This is a genomic window from Pseudomonas sp. 05N432, from assembly GCF_056396945.1.
In genome coordinates, this window is sequence record NZ_JBFTMM010000020.1 from 1 (window position 1) to 24,157 (window position 24,157).

The 24,157-nt window shown below is 53.5% G+C and carries 20 protein-coding genes; all 20 read right to left on the reverse strand.

All coding sequences use genetic code 11. The features are described 5' to 3' along the window. A partial coding sequence (locus AC1DHT_RS23080; protein ID WP_477761492.1) for a nucleoside-diphosphate sugar epimerase/dehydratase occupies window positions 1-845 on the reverse strand: 845 nt, incomplete at its 3' end. 151 nt (window positions 846-996) lie between these two features. Further along, window positions 997-2,181: a DegT/DnrJ/EryC1/StrS family aminotransferase gene (locus AC1DHT_RS23085; RefSeq protein ID WP_427546985.1), complete on the reverse strand. Its 1,185-nt coding sequence runs from the start codon at window positions 2,179-2,181 to the stop codon at window positions 997-999. Window positions 2,182-2,273: 92 nt separating this feature from the next. Next, window positions 2,274-2,900, reverse strand: a complete 627-nt coding sequence (locus AC1DHT_RS23090) for an acetyltransferase (protein ID WP_427546979.1) — start codon at window positions 2,898-2,900, stop codon at window positions 2,274-2,276. Next, window positions 2,897-3,493, reverse strand: a complete 597-nt coding sequence (locus AC1DHT_RS23095) for a sugar transferase (protein WP_123584974.1) — start codon at window positions 3,491-3,493, stop codon at window positions 2,897-2,899. The genes AC1DHT_RS23090 and AC1DHT_RS23095 overlap by 4 nt, the downstream gene beginning before the upstream one ends. Window positions 3,494-3,550: 57 nt before the next feature. Continuing rightward, window positions 3,551-4,777 carry a glycosyltransferase family 4 protein gene (locus AC1DHT_RS23100; protein ID WP_427546976.1) on the reverse strand — a complete coding sequence of 409 codons (1,227 nt, stop codon included), beginning with the start codon at window positions 4,775-4,777 and terminating at the stop codon, window positions 3,551-3,553. Between the two features lie 5 nt (window positions 4,778-4,782). After that, entirely contained in the window at window positions 4,783-5,913 is a 1,131-nt protein-coding gene (wecB, locus tag AC1DHT_RS23105) for a non-hydrolyzing UDP-N-acetylglucosamine 2-epimerase (protein WP_427546973.1), read from the reverse strand. A gap of 594 nt (window positions 5,914-6,507) precedes the next feature. Next, window positions 6,508-7,626, reverse strand: coding sequence for a UDP-2-acetamido-2,6-beta-L-arabino-hexul-4-ose reductase (gene wbjC / locus AC1DHT_RS23110; RefSeq protein WP_427546970.1), 1,119 nt, complete (start codon window positions 7,624-7,626; stop codon window positions 6,508-6,510). A 4-nt stretch (window positions 7,627-7,630) separates the two neighbouring features. After that, window positions 7,631-8,665, reverse strand: a complete 1,035-nt coding sequence (locus tag AC1DHT_RS23115; protein WP_071555825.1) for a polysaccharide biosynthesis protein — start codon at window positions 8,663-8,665, stop codon at window positions 7,631-7,633. Window positions 8,666-8,667: 2 nt separating this feature from the next. After that, window positions 8,668-9,876 (reverse strand): glycosyltransferase, encoded by a 1,209-nt coding sequence (locus AC1DHT_RS23120; RefSeq protein WP_427546967.1) that lies wholly within the window; start codon window positions 9,874-9,876, stop codon window positions 8,668-8,670. Window positions 9,877-10,072: 196 nt separating this feature from the next. Next, window positions 10,073-11,503, reverse strand: coding sequence for a lipopolysaccharide biosynthesis protein (locus tag AC1DHT_RS23125; RefSeq protein WP_477761483.1), 1,431 nt, complete (start codon window positions 11,501-11,503; stop codon window positions 10,073-10,075). A 644-nt stretch (window positions 11,504-12,147) separates the two neighbouring features. Beyond that, entirely contained in the window at window positions 12,148-12,387 is a 240-nt protein-coding gene (locus AC1DHT_RS23130) for a lipopolysaccharide assembly protein LapA domain-containing protein (protein WP_427546961.1), read from the reverse strand. Between the two features lie 24 nt (window positions 12,388-12,411). Continuing rightward, window positions 12,412-12,708: an integration host factor subunit beta gene (gene ihfB / locus AC1DHT_RS23135; protein ID WP_427546958.1), complete on the reverse strand. Its 297-nt coding sequence runs from the start codon at window positions 12,706-12,708 to the stop codon at window positions 12,412-12,414. Window positions 12,709-12,881: 173 nt separating this feature from the next. Then, on the reverse strand, window positions 12,882-13,163 hold the full coding sequence (locus AC1DHT_RS23140; RefSeq protein ID WP_427546955.1) for a hypothetical protein: 282 nt from the start codon (window positions 13,161-13,163) through the stop codon (window positions 12,882-12,884). A gap of 196 nt (window positions 13,164-13,359) precedes the next feature. Then, on the reverse strand, window positions 13,360-15,051 hold the full coding sequence (rpsA, locus tag AC1DHT_RS23145; protein ID WP_019692981.1) for a 30S ribosomal protein S1: 1,692 nt from the start codon (window positions 15,049-15,051) through the stop codon (window positions 13,360-13,362). Window positions 15,052-15,172: 121 nt separating this feature from the next. Next, window positions 15,173-15,862: a (d)CMP kinase gene (gene cmk / locus AC1DHT_RS23150; RefSeq protein ID WP_477761484.1), complete on the reverse strand. Its 690-nt coding sequence runs from the start codon at window positions 15,860-15,862 to the stop codon at window positions 15,173-15,175. Then, complete coding sequence (locus tag AC1DHT_RS23155) at window positions 15,859-18,066, reverse strand: bifunctional prephenate dehydrogenase/3-phosphoshikimate 1-carboxyvinyltransferase (protein ID WP_427541591.1); 2,208 nt, start codon at window positions 18,064-18,066, stop codon at window positions 15,859-15,861. Before AC1DHT_RS23155 ends, cmk begins: the two co-directional genes overlap by 4 nt. Window positions 18,067-18,094: 28 nt before the next feature. Next, the gene (gene hisC, locus AC1DHT_RS23160; protein WP_427541426.1) at window positions 18,095-19,207 is read right to left on the reverse strand and encodes a histidinol-phosphate transaminase; all 1,113 of its coding nucleotides are present in this window, start codon (window positions 19,205-19,207) and stop codon (window positions 18,095-18,097) included. 11 nt (window positions 19,208-19,218) lie between these two features. Continuing rightward, window positions 19,219-20,313 (reverse strand): prephenate dehydratase, encoded by a 1,095-nt coding sequence (pheA, locus tag AC1DHT_RS23165; RefSeq protein WP_019692985.1) that lies wholly within the window; start codon window positions 20,311-20,313, stop codon window positions 19,219-19,221. Then, window positions 20,313-21,398: a 3-phosphoserine/phosphohydroxythreonine transaminase gene (serC, locus tag AC1DHT_RS23170; protein ID WP_103315827.1), complete on the reverse strand. Its 1,086-nt coding sequence runs from the start codon at window positions 21,396-21,398 to the stop codon at window positions 20,313-20,315. Before serC ends, pheA begins: the two co-directional genes overlap by 1 nt. A 64-nt stretch (window positions 21,399-21,462) precedes the next feature. Then, window positions 21,463-24,132: a DNA gyrase subunit A gene (gyrA, locus tag AC1DHT_RS23175; RefSeq protein WP_477761485.1), complete on the reverse strand. Its 2,670-nt coding sequence runs from the start codon at window positions 24,130-24,132 to the stop codon at window positions 21,463-21,465. Window positions 24,133-24,157 lie beyond the last annotated feature (25 nt).

Here is a 24,157-nt window from a genome sequence, read left to right on the forward strand (position 1 = left end):
CAGGTCCGCGACAGGTCCGCGATGTCGACCTCCTGAATGTCATCCACCTTGACCCGRCCGCTGGCCAGGTCCATGAAACCGGGCACGCTTCGAACATGCAACGGAAAACCTTCCAGAAAGCCCAGAATCTCGCGGCGACGCCCGCGATTGGCCGAAGGAAYCGCCARCAGGATTTCCTGAGCKCCGGTCTCTTCRATCATGCGTTGAATGTGCTTGGGCTTGTAYACCTGCAARCCKGARATCACSCGATCGGCAATGCTCTTATCATCATCKATAAACGCTATCGGGCGCATGACCCGGCCCATGCGCAAGGCGGCAACCAGTTGGTTGCCGGCAGCACCTGCCCCATAGATAGCAACACGGGGCAATCCATTGTCACGATTGGTGAACGGAACGTGCTGCGCCGCGGCAAACCAGTCGCCCAGAAAATACTGGCGCATGGCCAGGCGAAGCCCTCCTACCATGATCAGGCTTAACCACCAGTAGTTAAAAATGATCGAGCGAGGGACAACGTTCTGATGATTACTGTACCAATACACCACCACCCCGAGAATCAGCGACGAAAGGCTGACTGCCTTGATAATCGCTATCAGCGCATCATTGCCGAAGTAGCGCAGAACTGCTCGGTACATTCCAAAACGAATGAATAGAGGAACGGAAATGACGGGGGTCGCCAAAAAAAGCCATAGGTGATCTGCAAAGGGATTGACCACCTCGTCGAGACCCAGGCGTACGACAAACGCCAACCATAGCGCGCCCCAAACCAACATGACGTCCGCAAGAATCTGAATCAGCCTTTTATGACGGCGCGGCAGTCCCAACAACAAGGTTCGCAACTTATCCATAAACCCTTCGAACACCTCACAGCTCCTGCGCTCTAAATCGCCAACTTCACTGCAGCAAACAGCACATCTGACTACTGACATACATTCCGAGCAAACTGACAGCCAAGAATGTATGCCAAGAAGACTTTCGACCGCTGGATGCCCTGTCAGATCAAGCGTGTGCTTGATATGCCAATTGCATTACTTCGCCAAGAACCGCACAGGTTTTGTCCATTTCCGACTGTGTCAGCGTCGGATGCACAAGGAACATCAAGCTTGTTTCCCCGAGCTCCTGTGCCACAGAGAAGCGAACGTCGGGTCTCCAACCGGTATCGTCAAAGGCCTTCTCAAGGTAAACCTCAGAGCAAGAACCGGAGTAGCACGGAACACCACGAGCAATAATTTCCGAAATAATGCGATCACGACTCCATTCAGCTTTCAGCAGCTGTGGCTCAACAAAGACATAACACTTGTAGGCCGCGTGAGTGCAATATTCTGGAATGACTGGAACACGCAGGCCGCCCAGTTGACGAGCACATGACCAAATGCGTTCCGCGTGCTCAAGTCGACTTGCTTGCCACTGAGGCATTCGACGCAATTGGATACGTCCAATGACAGCCTGTACTTCCAGCATTCGCCAGTTAGTACCAAAACTTTCATGCAACCAGCGAAAGCCAGGCGCATGTTCACGTTCATAGATCGCTTCCCAGCTCTTGCCATGGTCCTTGATAGACCACATTTTCAACCAGAGGTCTCGGTCATTCGTGGTGACCATGCCGCCTTCGCCACCAGTGGTCATGATCTTGTCCTGGCAGAACGACCAAGCCCCGACATGACCAATGGAACCGACCGGACGTCCTTTATAGAGCGCGCCATGCGCCTGGGCACAATCTTCAATAACCTTCAGATCGTGCTCGGCCGCCAACGACATAATCGGGTCCATGTCGCAGGGCCATCCTGCGAGATGTACGCAAATCAACGCACGAGTACGCTCAGTCAATACCGCACGGATGGTCTCGGCAGTGAAATTCTGGGAGTCCGGGTCAACTTCGGCAAATACGGGAATAGCCCCCGCATTGACAATGCTGGATACAGAGGCAAGGAAGGTACGCGGAGTCACGATGACCTCATCACCAGCGCCAATTCCCAATGCCTGCAATGCGAGGTCCAGAGCTACCGTTCCATTGGCCAGGGCAATGGCATGCTTTGTATCTGCCCAGACAGCAAATTCCTTTTCAAACTCCCGACACTCTTGCCCCGTCCAATAGTTGACTTTATTGGAGAGAATCACGTCGCGAACCGCATCAGCCTCATCAATAGTGAAAGAGGGCCAAGGAGAAAATGGTGTATTCAACACAGCCAGTACCCGTAGATTAAAAATAAAGGATCTCGCGAAGCATCCATTCAAATACGCCGTATCAAGTGCAATGACGCCTTGTACAACGCAGGTCAAGTCCTGAAAAACACCTTTGCCGGAACACCGAGCACCGTCACCGAGTCTTCTACATCGCTTACCGCAACCGCCCCGGCGCCGACAGTTACGCCTGCGCCGATCCGAATCAATTGCCTGACACTAGCGCCAATACCAATCCAACTCAGATTGCCGACCCGAACACCGCCCGCCAGTCTAGCACCGGGGCTGACATGGACGCACTCACCCAAAACACAATCGTGATCAACGCTGCAACCGGTATTCAGAATCGCCCCCGGACCTATCACCGCGTCAGCATTCACCACTACACCTGCGAATACTACTGACCCAAGGCCGATAGATGCTCGCCGACTGACAGTGGCCGCCGGATGAACCAACGAAACCAGAGGAGCCCCTCTCTGAGCAAGCTCATCAAGCTTGGCCTTGCGAATTGAGTTGTGCCCTATCGCAACGACTACCCCGTCATAGTGCGAGAGCTGCTCTATCAACGACGAAGTGTCTCCAACGACACTCCAACTGCCATTCGTCGCCTGCGCAGGCCAGCCGTCTGCAAAAAAATCTACATGCTCCCACCCACAGCATTCTGCAGTATCGGCGACCACCTTACCGTGCCCACCCGCCCCGAGAATGGCCAAACGTTTCATGGCTTGTTACCGGTGAATTTCGACATGGTGACCTCCCCGTCGGCGCTGATTCCTTCGCGCACTACAACCTTCTTGAGGGTCAATAGAATGATTTTTATATCCAGTTTTAGAGACTGATTATCAACGTACCAGACATCCAGGTTGAATTTTTCATTCCAACTCAACGCATTACGCCCATTGATTTGCGCCCACCCAGTCACTCCCGGGCGTGCATCATGGCGTCTAAATTGCTCCGGACTGTAAAGAGGAAGATACTCCATCAACAGCGGGCGCGGCCCTACAAGGCTCATCTCCCCCTTCAGAACATTCCACAACTCAGGCAGCTCATCCAAACTACTGGAGCGCAAAAACGCCCCAAATGGTGTCATGCGCTCAGCATCGGGAAGAGGTACGCCTTTTGAATCAAAAGCGTTCTTCATCGTGCGAAACTTAACCATCTCGAAAGGCTTGCCGTGGAGACCAGGCCTGACTTGGCGAAACAAAACGGGTCCTCCGAGTTTGCGGCGAATTTGAAAAGCCACAAACAAAATAACGGGAGACAACAATAGCAGGCCAAAAAAAGAAGCCAGAATATCAAAAAGCCGTTTCAACATTTTATGTTCCTAATTTGCATATCAAGGCGAGCGTCGATTTCGACCTGAAACATAATGTCATTTGCGTTTTGAAAGCCGCTTGAAAATATCGGCAAATCGTCGCACACCTTCACTTAAGGAAAGATTGTCACGATAATAAAACCGACCCTTTTCAGCCATCTCATTTCGACTCTGATCGCCAGCCAGATGCAAAGACTGGACAGCAGCAGCCAGCGACTCTGGATTTTCCGACTCAGCGACGAGTCCGCAGCCACTCAGCCGCACCAAGTCAGCTGCATCCCCATCGACTGCCATTAATAACGGTTTACCAACTGCCATATACGCCTGCGTTTTAGAAGGGATGGTCACCGTAAACAATGGATCTTTTTTCAGATGTACCAGCAACGCGTCAGCATTCGCAAGATAGCTGCCCACATCACTCATAGGGACGGAAGGTAAAAACACAACATTACGCAGACCGTTCGCTTCAGCCTTTTGCTTCAAGCGCTCAACCTCAACCCCTCCACCCAAGAAGACGAATACCAGATCGATACTCCGCTCCTGAAGAAGATTAGCGGCGTCGAGCACCGAGTCCAGAGCTTGCGCCTTGCCCATATTCCCGGCAAACAAAACGCGAAATCTTGAGGGATCTGGAAAGTTGGCGGGTAACTGATTACCGGAGGAAACCAAAAGATCCTCTGCGCACCAGTTATAGATAATTTCAATTTTGCTTTCCGGCACACCGCGCTCAGTCAGTAAACGCTTGAAACCGGGTGAAAGCACTACCAGTTGATCAACATTTTTATAGACGTAGTTACAAACTTTGGATACCAGATTGAGCGCCTTTTCATTAGCGAACATTCCGGTTGCACGCAAAGTATCAGGCCACAGATCCTGTATATCGTAAACAACCGGAATACGCCTAAAGAAACGGATAATCGTCGCTACGATACCTACTGTCAAGGGAGGGTGGTAGGCATATATCACATCAGCGCGCTTACTGAAGAACAGTCCGTAAAAAAGACTTGTTGCAGCAAAACTGACATAATTGGCTATCCGCCCAGCCCCACTTTGTCCATGACTTGGATAGAGTGGCAGTCGCGTTACTCTTACACCATCGATCAACTCACGCTGAATTAATCGCATTTTAAAACCAGGATAAATCTTGCCACCAGGATAGTTGGGGAAACCCGTAACCACCTCGACGTCAAACCCCTGTCTAACAAGCTCCCGCGCGAAAACAAGACCTTTGAAAGTCGGTTCCGGGTCAAACCATTGGGTAAGTAATAATACGCGAACTGCCATTCTATTTAGAACCTTTTCCAAACAACGCGCATAACATAATCACGATAGCTATGAATAATCCTGACTACCTTTTCCGCAACGTTTGGCATGCTGTAATCCTGCACCAGTCGCAGCGTCCGTTCATCCCCACGACTTTGTGTCTCCAAGAGTTGCAGACCTTGCATCACTCGCTCGACCTCAAGGCCGACCATCATGACAGCAGCCTCTTCCATGCCCTCTGGACGTTCGTGAGCTTCTCGAATATTCAACGCAGGGAAGTTGAGAATCGAGGACTCTTCGTTGATAGTGCCGCTGTCGGAAAGAACCGCTTTGGACTCGAGTTGAAGTTTATTGTAGTCTTTGAAGCCCAGCGGCTTAAGCAAGCGCACATTTTCGTGAAACTGCACGCCCATTGCATCTACGCGCTTCTGCGTCCGGGGGTGCGTAGATACAATAACCGGCATCCCGTAGGTTTCAGCTGTCTTATTAAGAACGTCTACCAGCTTCAAAAAGTTCTGATCAGAGTCAATATTTTCTTCGCGGTGCGCGCTGACGACAAAGAACTTACCTGACTCAAGACCCAATCGCTCAAGAACATCAGACGCCTCAATACCCTCTCGATAATAGTTCAGGACTTCAAACATTGGGCTTCCGGTCTTGATCACCATGTCTGGCGACAAACCTTCACGCAGCAGATAATCCCGAGCGATAGTGCTATAGGTCAGATTAATGTCTGCGGTGTGATCGACAATTCGACGATTGATCTCTTCTGGTACTCGCATATCGAAACAACGATTGCCAGCCTCCATATGGAAGGTCGGAATCTTGCGACGCTTCGCAGGAATCACCGCCATGCAGCTATTGGTGTCACCCAGCACCAGTAAGGCCTCAGGTTGAACCTCCGCCAGTACACGATCTACGCTAATGATCACGTTACCGATGGTTTCCGCACCCGTAGAGCCAGCCGCGTTCAGGAAATGGTCAGGCTTGCGAATACCTAGATCCTGAAAGAAAATTTCGTTCAATTCGTAGTCGTAATTTTGCCCGGTATGAACAAGTACATGATCACAATACTGATCCAGAGCAGCCATTACACGCGACAGACGAATAATTTCCGGGCGGGTTCCCACCACGGTTACGACCTTTAGTTTTTTCATTTTTTAAGCGTCACATTTCAAAAAGTGATAGACAAACAATCAGTAATACTCGCCTGCTGCCTCGCACCAACCGAAGCGAAACTCGATCGTCGCCAAGCCGCTGTCGGCTTTGGCGCAGCGCGCAGAGCCCGCTTGTCGCTGCCGAGCAAGCGACGAATGTCGCGGTACATAATGACACATTGAGTCGTTTTTTTTTGCGCCTCAGTTTAGCCAGCACCCGTTTTTTACTGCGCGTGACATACCAGCATCCAGTCGCCCCGGCGAAAGGTGTCGCGCTAGGCTGATGACAGCATACCAAGCCAAAAATCCAACCTGTACTGCGAGTGCAGCAACGCCCAAGCGCACCACGGATTCGACATCCAGATAGGTCAGAGCACCCAGCCATCAATAGACCTTCGAGGCGTCGAGAGTTTCAACGGGACGTTGTTTTCTGCCTTTGATGACGAAGCGCACCTGAACGACCTATCCCTGGAAGAGGAGAATAGATTTCAAGTGGCTGATTAGAATATGGGGCTCATTGCACACTTACCAACAGACAGGCTCTCTGCACTGTGCACTCAAAGCATGCAAACAGAGCAGAGAGCACCTCATGCCTTATACCGGAGTCGCTAATGGCCGTGCATAGGTATCCGGGAGCTCACGATTAAAAATCTCGTTGGCCCAGAGCATGACGATCATTTCATCGTCTCCCGCATTAGTGATGTCATGCGTCCACCCTGGCACAGTCTCGACAATTTCCGGCTGCTCACCTGTTGTGAACAACTCGTAAAACTCCCCAGAGACTATATGACGGAAACGAAAACATGCCTTACCTTTAATCACCAGAAACTTTTCAGTTTTCGAGTGATGGTAGTGACCACCACGTGTCACCCCTGGATGAGCGGTAAAGTAGGAGAACTGACCACTGTCCCCCGTCTTCAACATTTCAACAAATACACCCCGAGGATCCCCATACTTGGGAACCTCGTAAGTGAAGCGATCGGGTGGCAGATAGCTGACGTAAGTAGAATATAGCGCTCGCACCAACCCTGTACCGACTGGTTCCGTGATCAATGTAGTACGGCTATCACGAAACGCCTCTAATTGCTTCGCCAACGCCCCGACACTAATAGCGTATTGAGGTTCAACCGCAACAAATCGCTCAATCGGTAACTGACCATCCAGCGCGTAGATGAAGTACTTAATGACATCATCGATATACACCAGATTGATATTGGCCTGCGGATCATTAATCTGAATAGGCAAACCATGGACAATATTATGACAGAAGGTTGCGACCGCAGAGTTATAGTTTGGGCGAGCCCATTTGCCAAAAACATTCGGCAACCTGAACACATAAACTGTCGCGCCGTGCTGATCAGCCAGTTCGGTCAACGCTTCTTCTGCAGCACGTTTACTGCTGCCGTAAGGATTATCAAGCTCTGCCTGGCTGGAGGAAGTATAAAGAACAGGCACAGACCTGCCGCACGCCGCAACCGCCTCGCAAAGCGCGCGAGTCAGATCAGCGTTCCCCGTCTTGAACTCCTCCGGATCCTGCGGGCGATTGACCCCCGCCAAGTGAAACACAAAGTCCACTTCAGCCATCAAGGCAGGTAGTTGCGCGATATCATCTTCACGAGTAAAGCGCAGCACTTCAACGTCGCTACGCTCGCTCAAGTGCGCTATCAGGTTCTTGCCAACAAAACCGTTGGAACCGGTGATCAGCACTTTCATTCTGTCACTCCTCAGGCGTTGCGTATTCGCCACGCTGAATAGCGCGCATAAAGTCAAGCTTAAGCAACAGCTGCTTCATACCGTCCACATCCAATCTCACAGTATTGTGCGAGTTGTAATCTTCAGTGCGGGAAATCTTCTCTTCGCCTTGCTCTACGAATTTTGCGTAGTTCAAGTCACGCAAATCAGGCGGCACACGGAAGTACTCACCGCGGTCTTCGGCACAGGCCATCTCTTCACGACTGAGCAATGCCTCATACAACTTTTCACCATGACGCGTGCCGATCACTTGTATCGGATGTTCGGGCAAATTGAGCATCTGCGTCAACGCTTTGGCAAGAACTTCTACAGTAGCCGCCGGCGCCTTTTGTACAAACAAATCACCATTATTACCGTGTTCGAATGCATAAAGCACAAGATCCACAGCATCGGCAAGAGTCATCATGAAACGTGTCATGTTCGGGTCGGTCAGCGTTAAAGGCTTACCATCACGAATCTGTTGAATAAACAGCGGAATGACCGAACCACGCGACGCCATCACGTTGCCATAGCGAGTACCACAAATGACAGTTTTGTCATCATCAGCACCGCGCGACTTGGCAACCATCACCTTTTCCATCATCGCCTTGGAAATACCCATGGCATTGATCGGATAAACGGCCTTGTCAGTACTGAGACAAACAACACGTTTGACGCCATTCTGAATGGAAGCTTCAAGTACGTTCTCGGTTCCCATGACGTTGGTCTTGACCGCTTCCATCGGGTGAAACTCACAGGAAGGTACTTGCTTGAGCGCTGCAGCGTGGAAAATATAATCAACACCGCGAGTGGCGTTCAGAACGCTCTGATAATCACGGACATCACCGATATAGAACTTCAGCTTGGAGTTTGCGTAGTGCTTACGCATGTCATCCTGCTTCTTTTCATCACGACTGAATATACGAATCTCAGCTATATCAGTATCCAGGAAACGCTTAAGTACGGCGTTTCCGAAAGAACCAGTCCCGCCGGTGATCAACAGTTTCTTACCACTAAAAATAGTCAATTATGTTCCTCCATAAAATCTACGATTTTTCGTCCGACGGCAAAGCTAGACTTATTTTCCGAAACCCAAATCTTACCACAAGCCGCCTTATTCAACAAAAATTGTTGATCAGCTGCACAAAATGCCTTCAAAGCGGCGCTGATACCATCAGAGGAAGCATCCTCTATAACACTCAAAAATTCGTAGTACTCATCAGGGATCCCACCGAGTCGCGTAGTGAGAACAGGTACGCCACTAACCATATATTCAAGCAATTTAGAAGGGAATGAGTAGCGCGTGTAAAGCAACTCTGGACTCCTACTTAAAATCAAGCACGAAGCACTGGCCTGTATCCTCTCAACTTCCGAGACACTCAAGAAACCCAAGTACTTCACCGATGGATGCCGAGCAGAGGCTTCAGAAAGATACGACTCCAGCTCACCGCGCCCACACAACCACAACTCATAGTCAACACCGGCCTTTATAAAACCCTCAACCAGCTCAACTATTCCATAAGCTTTATTCAACCCGCCCGCATAAAAAATAAACTTCTTGTGCATTCCCTGCGACACATCACTGCTTACAGCCAGCGCAGCAGAACTGGAAATACCTTCAAGCACCAAGTACGCTTTATCGGACCACTTGGCGCTATCTTTCACCATGTACTGACTTGTAACAAAAACACCAGAGGACGCAGAAATAAGAAAATCAATAATACGAGCATCCAGCTTTTTCAAGAGCCGCATAAAAAAAGATCTGTTCATCCCCATATCCATATAAGAGGGCAGATCAGGTATATAAACAAAATAAGGAATACCGTGGAGTTTTCGTAGAATATAGGCAGCCAGCAGATTGGGCGTATGAGCCGCATAGACACATACAACATCCACCCCAACCCTTCGCAAGCGAAGCAGACCAAACAACGACCCCAACATGCGACTAACAACTTTAAATAGCGGTAAGTTTATCAGCGGAGTAACATTACACTCCTCCCCCTTCGCCCCCACATACGAATCACTTGGAAAGTACACCTTTTTGTTATTCGGATACGTTGACACAGCAATACTGGCAACCGTATTAACTACACCACCAGCAAATCGTAGCGCATCAAGAAATCGCCCCTCTAACTTATAAGCTGCCACTTGGGGAAATGCATCTCCCACCGAATATTTTTCAAAATAACGGTCACCCACATAAAAACCCAACAAAACAATTCTTTTACTCATTTTCGCCTTCTCAATAACCAATACGACGAACAACAAAACCTGAAGATTTTAAAAGTAAAAGCTTATCCTGACTGCCACGAAAATGAACACACCCCATACATAAGAACCACCATTTGACTCAATACCATCCAAACCAAAACCTGATAAAAAACAGACCATTGGAGCGAACGAGATAATATAATAATATGCCACACCGTCATACGGTGGCCTTCATGAACTCACTCCACCTCACCCCCCGCCAAAGAGAAAAAAGTGAGACCATCGAAAACCCAACCAACCAAAAAACCGTTTTCTCCCACCAGAGCAAGGGAATCGCAACGCTCTGCAGCCCTATATAGAAGACATAGCCGGCCAGGAAGGCCAAAGATGATATAAATGCCGGTAGCACAAAGCTACGATACAGATCAAGGCGCTTAAACATACTTGCAGTAACCAAAATAAAGTAGATCGCTTGAGCCAACAAAACACCAAGAGATACACCGTAAAGCCCCCAGTACCTGCCGCCCACCCAAGCAAAAAACACCGAAACCAGTGCAGAAATCAATGAAAGGTAAGCTAACAACTTCATCCGTCGATGCACTTCAAGGCGCTTTTGAAAATAAACGGACACACTATTCAAAAAAACACCAGCGAACGCGAAAAGGATGGCCACTTTAGATGCTTCAATGGCCTTCCCCGTGATCCTTTCAAAAAAATCAAACCCCACAAAATACAGCGCACACCAAAGAAGCGAGAACGCAACAATCAAAAAGCTCGAAGAGCTTTCAATTATTTTTACAGCAAAAACCCCTTCTCTAAATCTTTTAATTACGAATGGATGAACCATCATTAACAAAGGCATACTCAATAGCCCCGCCCCCCCCACAAACAAATCCTTCAGTGAGAGGTACGAATCACCATGCTCAATACTATAGTAGCCTATTGCAAATCGATCAGAACCAGCCACCACCAACATACCGAGAATCCATGGCGACAAGGCTGCGCCGTACTGATAAATCAATCTCAAATTATCTTTAAATACGCCAACATCCAAAAAAGGATTAGAAACACCAAACTTCTTCAGCATTACAAACAGCAAAAAGAATGCCGCAATAAAATAACCCACAGACAGAGCCAGAAGCGCGTATCTGAAATCAACATCAACAAACCGAAAAAAAGCCATGACCAACAAAATCTGCGCGAGCGCCTGCAGCACCRCCGCCACTAGTTGTTGCTTGACCAAAAAGTCTGCCTGACACGCGGACGAAAGAAAGAAAAATAGAATCTGACTGAAGCACAACAACCAAACACATATAAACACATAGCTTTCGAGCACAAAAAAAACAGATACCACCGCAGCCAGAAGCGAAGCAACAGGCGCAATAAGTAAAATCACCGACACGCAATTAGAAATAAATAATTTTTTGTCCTCAACCCCCGAATAATAGTAAATAAATGAATTACCAACCCATCCAGCACACAATTGCGCAGCAATTAACGAGCAAAACAAACTAACCGAATAACTTACATACTGCCCATCAGGGAAGGACTTATACAGAAAAAAAATCAGGAAGATGCCTGAAAAAGCGGGCACCATTTTTACCGGTACATAAAGCAGAAGCTTTCGAAGAAAAACATTCATATTCATCTAGTATCGTTCAACTCATCTTCCGCACAATACGCACAACGCACCTAAAACACATCAAACAAGGCACACCACTAAACAACAGCACATAAATCGGGCAATCCCATCGAACATACTGCAAGACCAGATCATCAAGCCCCCCAAAACTCAAACACAGCATCAGGAATACTCATATAACCATCCGGTGTAAGCAATACTGGAATTCCCCTCCCACAACCCAAGCGCTTATTGGCGTTTGAATGGACACAGCATTACCATCAATAGAAAAAAACTATCATACAAGACTGAACAGAATGATTTAACATTCCATTAGCCGACATATAGCACTGTATTGCAACAAAAAATATCGCTGCGAGGATCGCATGTTTGCGATTTGTAGGCAAGGCGCAGCGCGCCCGAACCAGGAATGGTATCGCGCAAGTGAAAATGACATCGAAACAGAATGAACCGCATCGACCGCGGCAAGCTGCAGGAATCTCAATACCAGAGGAAGGAGAGTAGAGCGCCAATTTTTCAATGCATAGCAGCATCGAACTAGATGTACCCCCCCATGGAAATAGCCATCCATCATGAGTACACTGCCCCCCCCCGACCCGACTACCAAGCAATTACCATCCAGGCGCTTTTAGACGCCGAGAGCATTGGAGTCAGGCCAAGCGCTTGCGACGAACTCGCATGACGCGGCCATATAACCAAGCAATACAGGGACCGATCAACATCCCAACCAATAATGCCATCACCACAACAACAGAAATAGGCAATTGCGGGCCAGCCCAACCAAAGAAAAACAAAGAAACAGTCTGCTGATTCTCAAGAACAAATCCCAGGATCGCCAAGATAAGCAGAAGAACAAAAACCACGACGATAACGCGCCCGAGATTACGCATGAAGCCCCCCTTGAATCAACACTGTCAAACCCCATGCTCCTCGTCTTCGTTCACCCGATCTCGCAGCTCCTTACCCGGCTTGAAATGCGGCACAAACTTACCATCAAGACTAACCGACTGACCGGTCTTGGGATTACGACCGACGCGCGGCGCACGATAGTGCAAAGAGAAGCTGCCAAATCCACGGATTTCGATTCGATCACCAGTCGCCAGGCACTGGGACATTTGCTCAAGCATGGTCTTGATAGCCAACTCCACATCTTTGGATGAGAGCAGCCCTTGATGGGTGACAATTCGTTCGATCAACTCCGACTTCGTCATATTTTTCCCTTCTTTTTCAAGCAGCTAGATCATCGCTTCAAAGGTTTTAGCATGCTCGAAGGGTTTTGAACAGCCTATATATTGACTTATCTGTATTCCCTGACAGAGACCGCAAAGCTCGCCTCCCGGAGCCGGCACCCCACCCTTCCACACCACAGAGGCAAACCGAACCATCACCTGCAAACCACCAACATGACGCGAGTGAGGTATCCGGCCGGGTTCCACCCGAATAGATAATCCTCCCCCTCTTCTTTAGCATCACTGGACCTGCCAATAACCTTGTACCCCTCCACCCCACATTCTCTTGCAGCGCGCTTGTAACACCTATCCCAACCTGATCCGAGCCCCGAACAATCGATCTCGATACCACTCACACCACGCACCACGTGAGTCTTGGCATTTGTCGTACACCCCACCAAGACCAGGACTGCCAACGCAACAATGAGCTTGTTCATTACCTTCCTTATGCCGGGCATCACACCCAACCAATGCTCGGTTCAAGCTAAAGCCTAGCTCCAAATAGGCAATTGACACACCCGAACAACAGACCACCTTATCCCCGCATTGTTTCCCTCAGCCCCCCGACAACCTCAAATTTCAGGCACAAAAAAGGGCGACCGAAGTCGCCCTTTTTCTATGGTCTGACAGAACTTAGTTCTGTTTTTCCATTTGTGCACGCAGCAGAGCACCAAGAGTGGTGTCAACTGGAGCATCCGAAGCAGCTGGCTTGTCGCGCAGGCTCTGGATAGCTTCCTTCTCGTCTTCAACGTCTTTCGACTTGATCGAGAGCTGGATTACACGGCTCTTGCGGTCAACGCTGATGATCTTGGCTTCAACTTCTTCGCCTTCTTTCAGAACGTTGCGCGCATCTTCGATGCGGTCACGGCTGATTTCGGAGGCTTTCAGAGTAGCTTCGATATCGGTAGCCAACGTGATGATGGCGCCTTTAGCGTCAACTTCTTTCACGATGCCTTTAACGATTGCGCCTTTGTCGTTCTCTTGAACGTACTCGGAGAACGGATCGCTTTCCAGTTGCTTGATACCCAGGGAGATACGCTCGCGCTCTGGGTCAACCGACAGGATAACGGTGTCCAGCTCGTCGCCCTTCTTGAAGCGACGTACGGCTTCTTCGCCCACTTCGTTCCAAGAGATGTCGGACAGGTGAACCAGACCGTCGATGCCACCGTCCAGACCAATGAAGATACCGAAATCGGTGATCGACTTGATGGTGCCGGAGATTTTATCGCCCTTGTTGAACTGGCCAGAGAAATCTTCCCATGGGTTAGATTTGCACTGCTTGATGCCCAGGGAGATACGACGACGCTCTTCGTCGATGTCCAGAACCATAACTTCCACTTCGTCGCCGACTTGTACGACTTTCGAAGGGTGGATGTTCTTGTTGGTCCAGTCCATTTCGGAAACGTGTACCAGACCTTCAACGCCCTCTTCCAGCTCAGCGAAGCAGCCGTAGTCGGTCAGGTTGGTTACACGTGCGGTAACGCGAGTGCTTTCTGGGTAACGGGCTTTGATAGCAACCCATGGATCTTCGCCCAGTTGCTTCAGGCCCAGGGAAACACGATTGCGCTCGCGATCGTACTTCAGAACCTTGACATCGATCTCGTCGCCAACGTTGACGATTTCGGAAGGATGCTTGATACGCTTCCAAGCCATGTCGGTAATGTGCAGCAGGCCATCGACGCCACCCAGATCGACGAATGCGCCGTAATCGGTGAGGTTTTTGACGATACCTTTGACTTGTTGACCTTCCTGCAGGGATTCCAGCAGAGCTTCACGCTCAGCGGAGTTCTCGGCTTCGAGGACGCTACGACGGGAAACGACAACGTTGTTGCGTTTCTGGTCGAGTTTGATGACCTTGAATTCCAGCTCTTTGCCTTCCAGGTGCGTGGTGTCGCGCACTGGACGGACGTCAACCAGAGAACCAGGCAGGAACGCACGGATGCCGTTAACGTCGACAGTGAAGCCGCCTTTAACCTTACCGTTGATAACGCCCTTGACCACTTCTTCGGCTGCGAAGGCTGCTTCCAGAACGATCCAGCATTCAGCGCGCTTGGCTTTTTCACGGGACAGCTTGGTTTCACCAAAGCCGTCTTCAACCGAATCCAGCGCAACGTGAACTTCGTCACCGACGTTGATATTCAGTTCGCCAGCGTCGTTGTAGAACTGCTCAAGCGGGATGAGTGCTTCAGACTTCAGGCCAGCGTGAACGGTTACCCAGCGAGCTTGGTAATCGATATCAACGATAACACCGGTGATGATGGAGCCTGCCTGAAGGTTCAGGGTTTTTAGGCTTTCTTCAAAGAGTTCCGCAAAGCTTTCGCTCATTTTAATTCCTGTTGATAAGGGCGAAGAATACGCCCATCTGCCACATCCCAGACAATGTGGGTTACGTTTATATAAAAGAAACGCCGCAGGACTATGACTGGTCCCCTGCGGTGCTTCTTGGTCACCCGGCGATATCGCGAATGGCGATCTCGCTCATGATGCGTTCCAGCACCTGCTCGATGGACAACTCCGTGGAATCCAGCTGTATGGCGTCGACCGCCGGCTTGAGCGGGGCTACCGCTCGCTGGGTGTCGCGCTCATCGCGCACACGGATCTCATCTAGCAGACTCGACAGACTAACACCCTCGACTTTGCCCTTCAACTGCAAATAACGACGGCGCGCCCGTTCCTCGGCGCTGGCGGTCAGAAAAATCTTCAGCGGCGCGTCGGGAAATACAGCGGTACCCATGTCGCGGCCATCGGCCACCAACCCCGGCGCCTCCTGAAATGCCCGCTGGCGCTGCAGCAAGGCGTCACGCACCGCAGGCAGTGCCGCCACTTGCGAGGCCCAGGCACCGACCTGCTCGTTGCGCAAATCGTCAGTGACATCATCACCTTCAAGGATGATGCGCTGTGGATGACCTTCGGTCGCCCCGACGAACTGCACATCAAGATGAGCGGCCAGCAGCTTCAGCGACTCTTCATTGGTCAGGTCGACACCATGATTGCGCGCAGCGAATGCCAGCAAACGGTACAACGCACCGGAATCCAGCAAGCACCACCCCAGGCGCTTGGCAAGGATTCCGGCGATGGTGCCCTTGCCCGAGCCGCTTGGCCCATCAATGGTGATTACCGGAGCATGGTTGGTCACGACTGAGCCTCTTGAGCCACACGAATACCGACTTGCGCACACAACGCGAGGAAGTTCGGGAAGGAGGTCGCGACGTTGGCGCAGTCATGGATACGAATCGGCGCATTGGCGCGCAACGACGCAACGCTGAACGCCATGGCAATCCGGTGATCGCCGTGACCATGCACTTCGCCGCCGCCAATCTGGCTACCGTCGATGATGATGCCGTCCGGGGTTGGCTCGCATTTGACGCCCAGCGCCAGCAAACCATCCGCCATCACCTGGATACGATCCGACTCCTTGACCCGCAACTCTTCCGCACCACGCAGAATGGTCCGACCTTCGGCACAGGCTGCAGCCACGAACAGTACCGGGAACTCGTCGATGGCCAGCGGAACCAGCGCTTCCGGGATTTCGATACCCTTAAGCTTAGCCGCCCGCACGCGCAAATCAGCCACTGGCTCGCCACCGACTTCACGCTGGTTTTCCAGGGTGATATCGGCGCCCATCAGACGCAGGATGTCGATCACGCCGGTACGGGTCGGGTTGATACCCACATGCTCCAGCACCAGCTCCGAACCTTCGGCAATCGACGCTGCCACCAGGAAGAATGCCGACGAGGAGATATCGCCCGGCACTTCAATGTGCGTCGCGGTCAACTTGTGGCCGGATTCGACCGAAGCGGTGGCGCCGTTGACAGTAACCGGGTAGCCGAAGCCACGCAGCATGCGCTCGGTGTGGTCGCGGGTTGGTGCCGGCTCGGTCACCGTGGTTTTGCCTTCGGCGTACAGCCCCGCCAACAGCAGGCAGGATTTAACCTGGGCGCTGGCCATCGGCATGGTGTAAGTCAGGCCTTTAAGCTTGTTGCCACCACGAATGGTCATTGGTGGACGACCTTCTGCCGCCGTCTCGATCACCGCGCCCATCTCGCGCAGCGGGTTGGCCACACGATTCATCGGACGCTTGGACAGCGACGCATCGCCCGTCAAGGTGCTGTCGAAGTCCTGCGCGGCCAGCAAGCCGGACAACAGACGCATCGACGTACCCGAGTTACCCAGATAGATCGGGCCGGGAGCCGGTTTCAAGCCATGCAGGCCGACACCATGAATGGTCACGCGACCATGGTGCGGACCTTCGATCACGACACCCATGTCACGGAAGGCCTGCAAGGTCGCCAGGGCGTCTTCACCCTCAAGGAAACCTTCGACTTCGGTAACGCCTTCAGCGAGGGAGCCGAGCATGATCGAACGGTGGGAAATCGATTTGTCGCCTGGTACACGAATCCGCCCACTCAGGCGGCCACCAGGATTTGCCAGGAAAATCAGATCGTTGGAGTTCATAGCGTCCACATAGGCCCGGCGGGCCAGGATTTTACTGAAATGCTCGCGGGCAACCCGGGCGCGCGTAAAGACGCCCAACAGTTGGTGCCCGTCCCCTGCATCGACCGCGTCGCGCAAGGCGTCGAGATCGCTGCGAAATGTATCGAGTGTGCGCAGGACAGCTTCGCGATTGGCGAGGAAGATGTCGTGCCACATGACCGGGTCACTGCCGGCGATTCTCGTGAAATCGCGGAAACCGCCCGCAGCGTAACGGAAGATGTCCAGATTTTCACTGCGCTTGGCCAACGAATCGACCAAACCGAATGCCAGCAGGTGCGGCAAATGGCTGGTCGCCGCCAACACTTCGTCGTGACGCTCGACCTGCATGTGCTCGACATCGGCACCCAATTCGCGCCAGAGCCGGTCGACAACTGCCAGGGCAGCCGGATCGGTTTGCTCGAGCGGCGTCAGAATCACTTTATGCCGACAGAACAGCTGGGCATTGGAAGCCTCGACCCCGCTCTGCTCGGAACCTGCGATCGGATGCCCCGGAACGAAGCGCGCCGGCATACCACCAAAGGCTTCGGTCGCTGCACGCACCACATTGCCTTTGGCACTGCCGACATCGGTCAGGACCGCCGCCCCCAGGTCCATGCCAGCTAACAGCGCCAGCAGTTTTTCCATTGCGAGAATCGGCACCGCCAACTGAATCACGTCCGCACCGCGGCACGCGACAGCGAGGTCGTCTTCGCAACGATCCACTACCCCCAGCTCAACGGCCAGTTTTCGCGATTGCGGATCGAGATCAACGCCAACCACTTCGCGGCACAACCCGCTTTCACGCAGACCCTTGGCGAACGAACCTCCGATCAGCCCGAGCCCGATCACCACCAGGCGACCGATCATAGGCACAGCAGGTTGCACGGCGATGACATCAACCACGGGCCAGAACCTTGGCCAGCGCCTCAAGGAAGCGACTGTTTTCAGCCGGCAGACCGATGGTGATGCGCAAGTGGTTCGGCATGCCGTAATTGGCCACCGGACGCACGATCACACCTTCATGCAGCAAGCCCTGGAAAACCGGTGCGGCGACGCGCCCCAGATCCACACAGATGAAGTTGCCCTTGGAAGGAATCCAGCTCAGCCCCAACTCACGGAAGCCCGCTTCGAGCTGCTGCATGCCGGACTCGTTCAGACGACGGCTTTCAGCCAGATATTCATCGTCCTGCAACGCTGCGCAGGCCGCTGCCAGGGCCAGGCTGTTGACGTTGAATGGCTGACGCACACGGTTCAACACATCGGCGACCACCGCGGTCGACAAGCCATAGCCCACACGCAACGCGGCCAGACCGTAGGCCTTGGAGAAGGTCCGGGAAACCAGCAGGTTCGGGTACGCCGCGAGGAAATCCAGACCATCCGGCAGATCGCTGCCTTCGGCGTACTCGATGTACGCCTCATCCAGCACGACCAGCACGCGCTCCGGCACGTCCTGCAGAAACTCGTCCAGCGCCTCGGCGTCGAACCAGGTTCCGGTCGGGTTGTTCGGGTTGGCGATGAACACCACGCGGGTGTTGCTGTCGATGGCTTCGAGCATGGCCGACAGGTCATGCCCCCAGTCTTTGGCCGGAATCACTCGCGCTTCGGCACCCACCGCCTGAGTGACGATCGGGTAGACCGCGAACGCATGCTCACTGAACACTGCGTTGAGACCCGGCGCCAGATAGGCACGCGCGACCAGTTCGAGAATGTCGTTGGAGCCGTTGCCCAACGTCACTTGATCGAGCTCGACCCGGCACTGCTCAGCCAGCAGGGTTTTCAGCGCAAAACCGTTGCCGTCCGGATAGCGGGTCAGATCGGCCAGCTCTTCGCGAATCGCCGCCAATGCCTTGGGACTGGCACCCAGCGGGTTTTCGTTGCTCGCCAGTTTGACGATTTTTGCCGGATCGATGTCCAGCTCGCGAGCCAGTTCGTCCACGGGTTTTCCCGGAACGTAAGGCGAAAGTTGTTGCACGCCCGGCTGTGCCAGAGCGAGGAAGTCGCCACTCATTATCAACGCCTTTAGAGAACTGCTTTCGGGTAGGAACCCAACACTTTAAGTGCTACCGCTTCCTGACTGATTTTCTCCAGCACAGCTTTTATCAGCGGGTCGCGGTGGTGGCCAACGAAGTCGATGAAGAACACGTAGGTCCACTTGCCGCTGCGCGATGGACGGGTTTCGATCCGAGTCAGGTCGATACCATTGTCATGGAACGGCACCAGCAACTCGTGAAGCGCACCAGGCTTGTTGCTCATCGAGACGATGATCGAGGTCTTGTCGTCGCCGGTCGGTGGCACTTCCTGGCTGCCGATCATCAGGAATCGCGTGGAGTTATCCGGACGATCCTCGATTTTTTCGGCCAGACGGGTCAACCCGTACAAACCTGCCGCCATGTCGCCGGCAATCGCCGCCGAGTTCCACTCACCCTTGACCCGCTTGGCCGCTTCGGCGTTGCTCGATACCGCCACGCGCTCGACGTTCGGGTAATGAGCGTCCAGCCATTTACGGCACTGCGCCAAGGACTGGGCATGGGAATAAATGCGGCTGATGCTGTCGGTCTTGGTGTTTTCACCCACCAGCAAGTGGTGGTGAATGCGCAGCTCGACTTCGCCACAGATAACCATGTCGTGTTCAAGGAAGCTGTCGAGGGTGTGGTTAACTGCGCCCTCGGTGGAGTTTTCCACAGGCACCACGCCAAAGTTCACCGCACCGGCAGCCACTTCACGGAACACTTCGTCGATCGCCGCCATGGGCTTGCTGATCACCGCGTGACCAAAGTGCTTCATGGCCGCCGCTTGAGTGAAGGTACCCTCAGGGCCGAGGTAGGCCACTTTCAGCGGCTGCTCGAGCGCCAGGCACGAGGACATGATTTCACGGAACAACCGCGCCATCTCTTCGTTGCCCAGCGGCCCCTGGTTACGCTCCATTACGCGCTTGAGCACCTGAGCCTCACGCTCAGGACGATAGAACACCGGCACTTCGCCTTCGGCCAGCGTAGCCATCTTTACTCGCGCGACTTCCTGGGCGCAGCGTGCACGCTCACTGATCAGCTCGAGGATTTTTTCGTCCAGAGCATCAATGCGCAGGCGCAGTGCCTTGAGTTCTTGCTCAGACATTAACCGTGTTCCTTCTCGAACTCTGCCATGTACGCCACCAGCGCATTGACTGCGTTGATGTCGACGGCGTTGTAGATAGAGGCACGCATGCCGCCTACCGAACGGTGACCCTTGAGGTTCAGCAGACCGCGCGCTTCGGCACCGACCAGGAACGGCTTGTCGAGGCGATCGTCAGCCAGACGGAACGGCACGTTCATCCACGAGCGGTCAGTCTTGTTGATCGGGTTGCTGTACAAGCCGCTAGCATCGATGAAGTTGTACAGCGTGCGCTGCTTGACTTCATTGAGCTTGCCAATGGCCTCAACACCACCCTGCTCTTTCAGCCACTCGAACACAAGACCGGACAAGTACCAGGCCAGGGTCGGCGGAGTGTTGTACATCGAGCCGTTGTCGGCTGCGACTTTGTAGTCAAGCATGGTCGGGCAGAACGAACGGGCACGACCCAGCAGGTCTTCACGCACGATATTGACGACGATGCCGCTCGGGCCGATGTTTTTCTGGGCGCCGGCGTAGATCATGCCGAAACGCGAGATATCCACAGGGCGCGAGAGAATGTCCGAAGACATGTCGGCGACCAGCGGAACATCACCGGTTTCCGGTATCCACTGGAACTCCAGACCACCGATGGTTTCGTTCGGCGCGTAGTGCACGTAGGCCGCGTCTTGTGACAGCTTCCATTCGTTCTGGCCGGGAATGGCGAAATAGTCGTAAGGCTTGGCGGTCGCGGCGACGTTGACGTGGCCGTAGCGCTGCGCTTCTTCAATGGCTTTCTGCGACCAGATACCGGTGTCGATATAGTCGGCCTTGCCGTTTTCCGGCAACAGGTTCAGAGGAATCTGAGCAAATTGCTGGCTGGCGCCACCTTGCAGAAACAGTACTTTATAGTTCGAGGGGATATTCAGCAGATCACGCAGATCCTGCTCGGCCTTGGTCGCAATGGACACGAACTCATCGCTGCGATGGCTCATTTCCATGACCGAGAGACCCTTGCCATGCCAGTCGAGCAACTCCGACTGGGCACGCAACAGGACAGCTTCAGGCAGCGCAGCAGGACCTGCGCAGAAGTTATAGGCTCGTTTGCTCACATCCACTCTCGCTATGCATTCACGGTAGCGGACAGAGCAAACACTCTGCCCTGCTACGATTTGGTTAGTCTTGCGACTCTTCTTCGTCAGCTGCTTCAGCCTGCTGGCTTTCGACAGTATCGTCCGGCTCGGTGCCGGCATCGAGCACGACGCCTTCGAGTTCCGCGCCCTCTTCACCTTCCAGCTCTTCGCCTTCGACTTCCGATGGCTCCTGAACCCGCTCCAGACCGACCAGTGTTTCATCGTTGGCCAGCTTGATCAGGGTCACGCCCTGGGTGTTACGACCCAGACTGGATACTTCGTCAACACGAGTACGCACCAGGGTGCCCTGGTCGGAAATCAGCATGATTTCCTCGCCGTCGAGCACCTGGACTGCACCGACCAGACGGCCGTTACGCTCGTTGCTGACCATGGCGATAACGCCCTGACCGCCACGCTTGTACTCAGGGAACTCGGTGATGGCGGTACGCTTGCCGAAACCACGCGCCGAAGCGGTGAGGATCTGGCTGCCTTCTTCCGGGATCAGCATGGAAATCAGCTTCTGACCTTCCGGCAGACGCATGCCGCGGACACCGCGAGCGGTACGGCCCATGGCGCGAACGTCGGACTCTTTGAAGCGGGTAACCTTGCCGCCATCGGAGAACAGCATGACTTCRCGMTCGCCATCGGTGATGGCAGCACTGATCAGCACGTCGCCTTCGTCCAGTTCCAGCGCGATCAAGCCAACACTGCGCTGACGGCTGAAGGATTCCAGCGGGGTCTTCTTCACGGTGCCGTTGGCGGTAGCCATGAAGATGTAGTGACCTTCGGTGTATTCCTCGACCGGCAGCATGGTGGTGATGTATTCACCATCGTCCAGCGGCAGCAGGTTGACCAGCGGACGACCACGGGCAGCGCGGGATGCCTCAGGAATTTCGTAGGTTTTCAGCCAGTACACCTTGCCCTTGCTGGAGAACAGCAGCAGCGTGGTGTGGCTGTTGGCGACCAGCAGGTGAGCGATGTAGTCCTCATCCTTGACGCCGGTAGCCGATTTGCCTTTACCGCCACGACGCTGGGCCTGGTACGCAGCCAATGGCTGGGTCTTGGCGTAGCCACCGTGGGAAATGGTCACGACGCGCTCTTCTTCCGGGATCATGTCGCCCAGGGTCAGGTCCAGACGCGCATCGAGAATTTCGGTGCGACGCACATCGCCGTACTCGGCACGAATCACCTCCAGCTCTTCGCGGATCACTTCCATCAGGCGCGTGGCGCTGTTGAGGATGCGGATCAGCTCGCCGATCTGGTTGAGGATCTCTTGATACTCAGCCAGCAGTTTTTCGTGTTCCAGGCCGGTCAGACGGTGCAGACGCAGCTCCAGAATGGCTTGCGCCTGTTCCGGCGACAGGAAGTACTTGCCTTCGCGCAGACCGTATTGCGGGTCCAGGGTCTCCGGACGGCAAGAGTCAGCACCGGCGCGCTCAACCATTGCAACCACCGCGGAGGATTCCCACGGTGTGCTGATCAGCGCTTCCTTGGCTTCCGAAGGCGTTGGCGAAGCCTTGATCAGGGCGATGACCGGGTCGATGTTCGACAGCGCAACTGCCTGACCTTCGAGGATATGACCACGCTCGCGGGCTTTACGCAGTTCGAACACGGTACGGCGGGTCACCACTTCGCGGCGGTGACGCACGAAGGCTTCCAGCAGGTCCTTGAGGTTCAGGATCCGCGGACGGCCGTCGATCAGCGCGACGATGTTGATACCGAATACCGCTTGCAGCTGGGTCTGGGCGTAGAGGTTGTTGAGGATGACCTCAGGCACTTCACCGCGACGCAGCTCGATCACCACGCGCATACCGTCTTTGTCGGACTCGTCGCGCAGTTCGGTGATGCCTTCCAGCTTCTTCTCTTTGACCAGCTCGGCGATCTTCTCGATCAGACGCGCCTTGTTCAACTGGTAAGGCAGCTCGGTGATGACGATCTGCTGACGGCCACCGACCTTGTCGATGTCTTCGATGATCGAGCGGGCACGCATGTAAATGCGGCCGCGACCGGTGCGGTAGGCTTCGATGATACCGGCGCGACCGTTGATGATCGCGGCGGTCGGGAAGTCCGGACCAGGGATGTATTGCATCAGCTCATCGACAGTCAACTCGGGGTTGTCGATGAGTGCCAGGCAACCGTCGATGACTTCACCGAGGTTGTGCGGCGGAATGTTGGTCGCCATGCCCACGGCGATACCGCTGGAACCGTTGACCAGCAGGTTGGGAATGCGGGTCGGCATGACCGCCGGGATCATTTCGGTGCCGTCGTAGTTCGGCACCCAGTCCACGGTTTCTTTATGCAGGTCAGCCAGCAGCTCGTGTGCCAGCTTGGTCATGCGCACTTCGGTGTATCGCATCGCAGCGGCGTTGTCGCCGTCGACCGAACCGAAGTTGCCCTGACCGTCTACCAGCAGGTAACGCAGCGAGAATGGCTGTGCCATACGAACGATGGTGTCGTACACCGCAGTATCACCGTGCGGGTGATACTTACCGATCACGTCACCGACAACACGGGCAGATTTCTTGTACGGCTTGTTGAAGTCGTTACCCAGCTCGCTCATCGCGAACAGCACACGCCGATGCACGGGCTTCAAGCCATCGCGCGCATCAGGCAGTGCCCGACCGACAATTACGCTCATCGCGTAGTCGAGGTAGGACTGTTTCAGCTCGTCTTCGATATTGACCGGGAGGATTTCTTTGGCCAGTTCGCCCATGAGAAGCCTGATTCCTTTTTCTGGT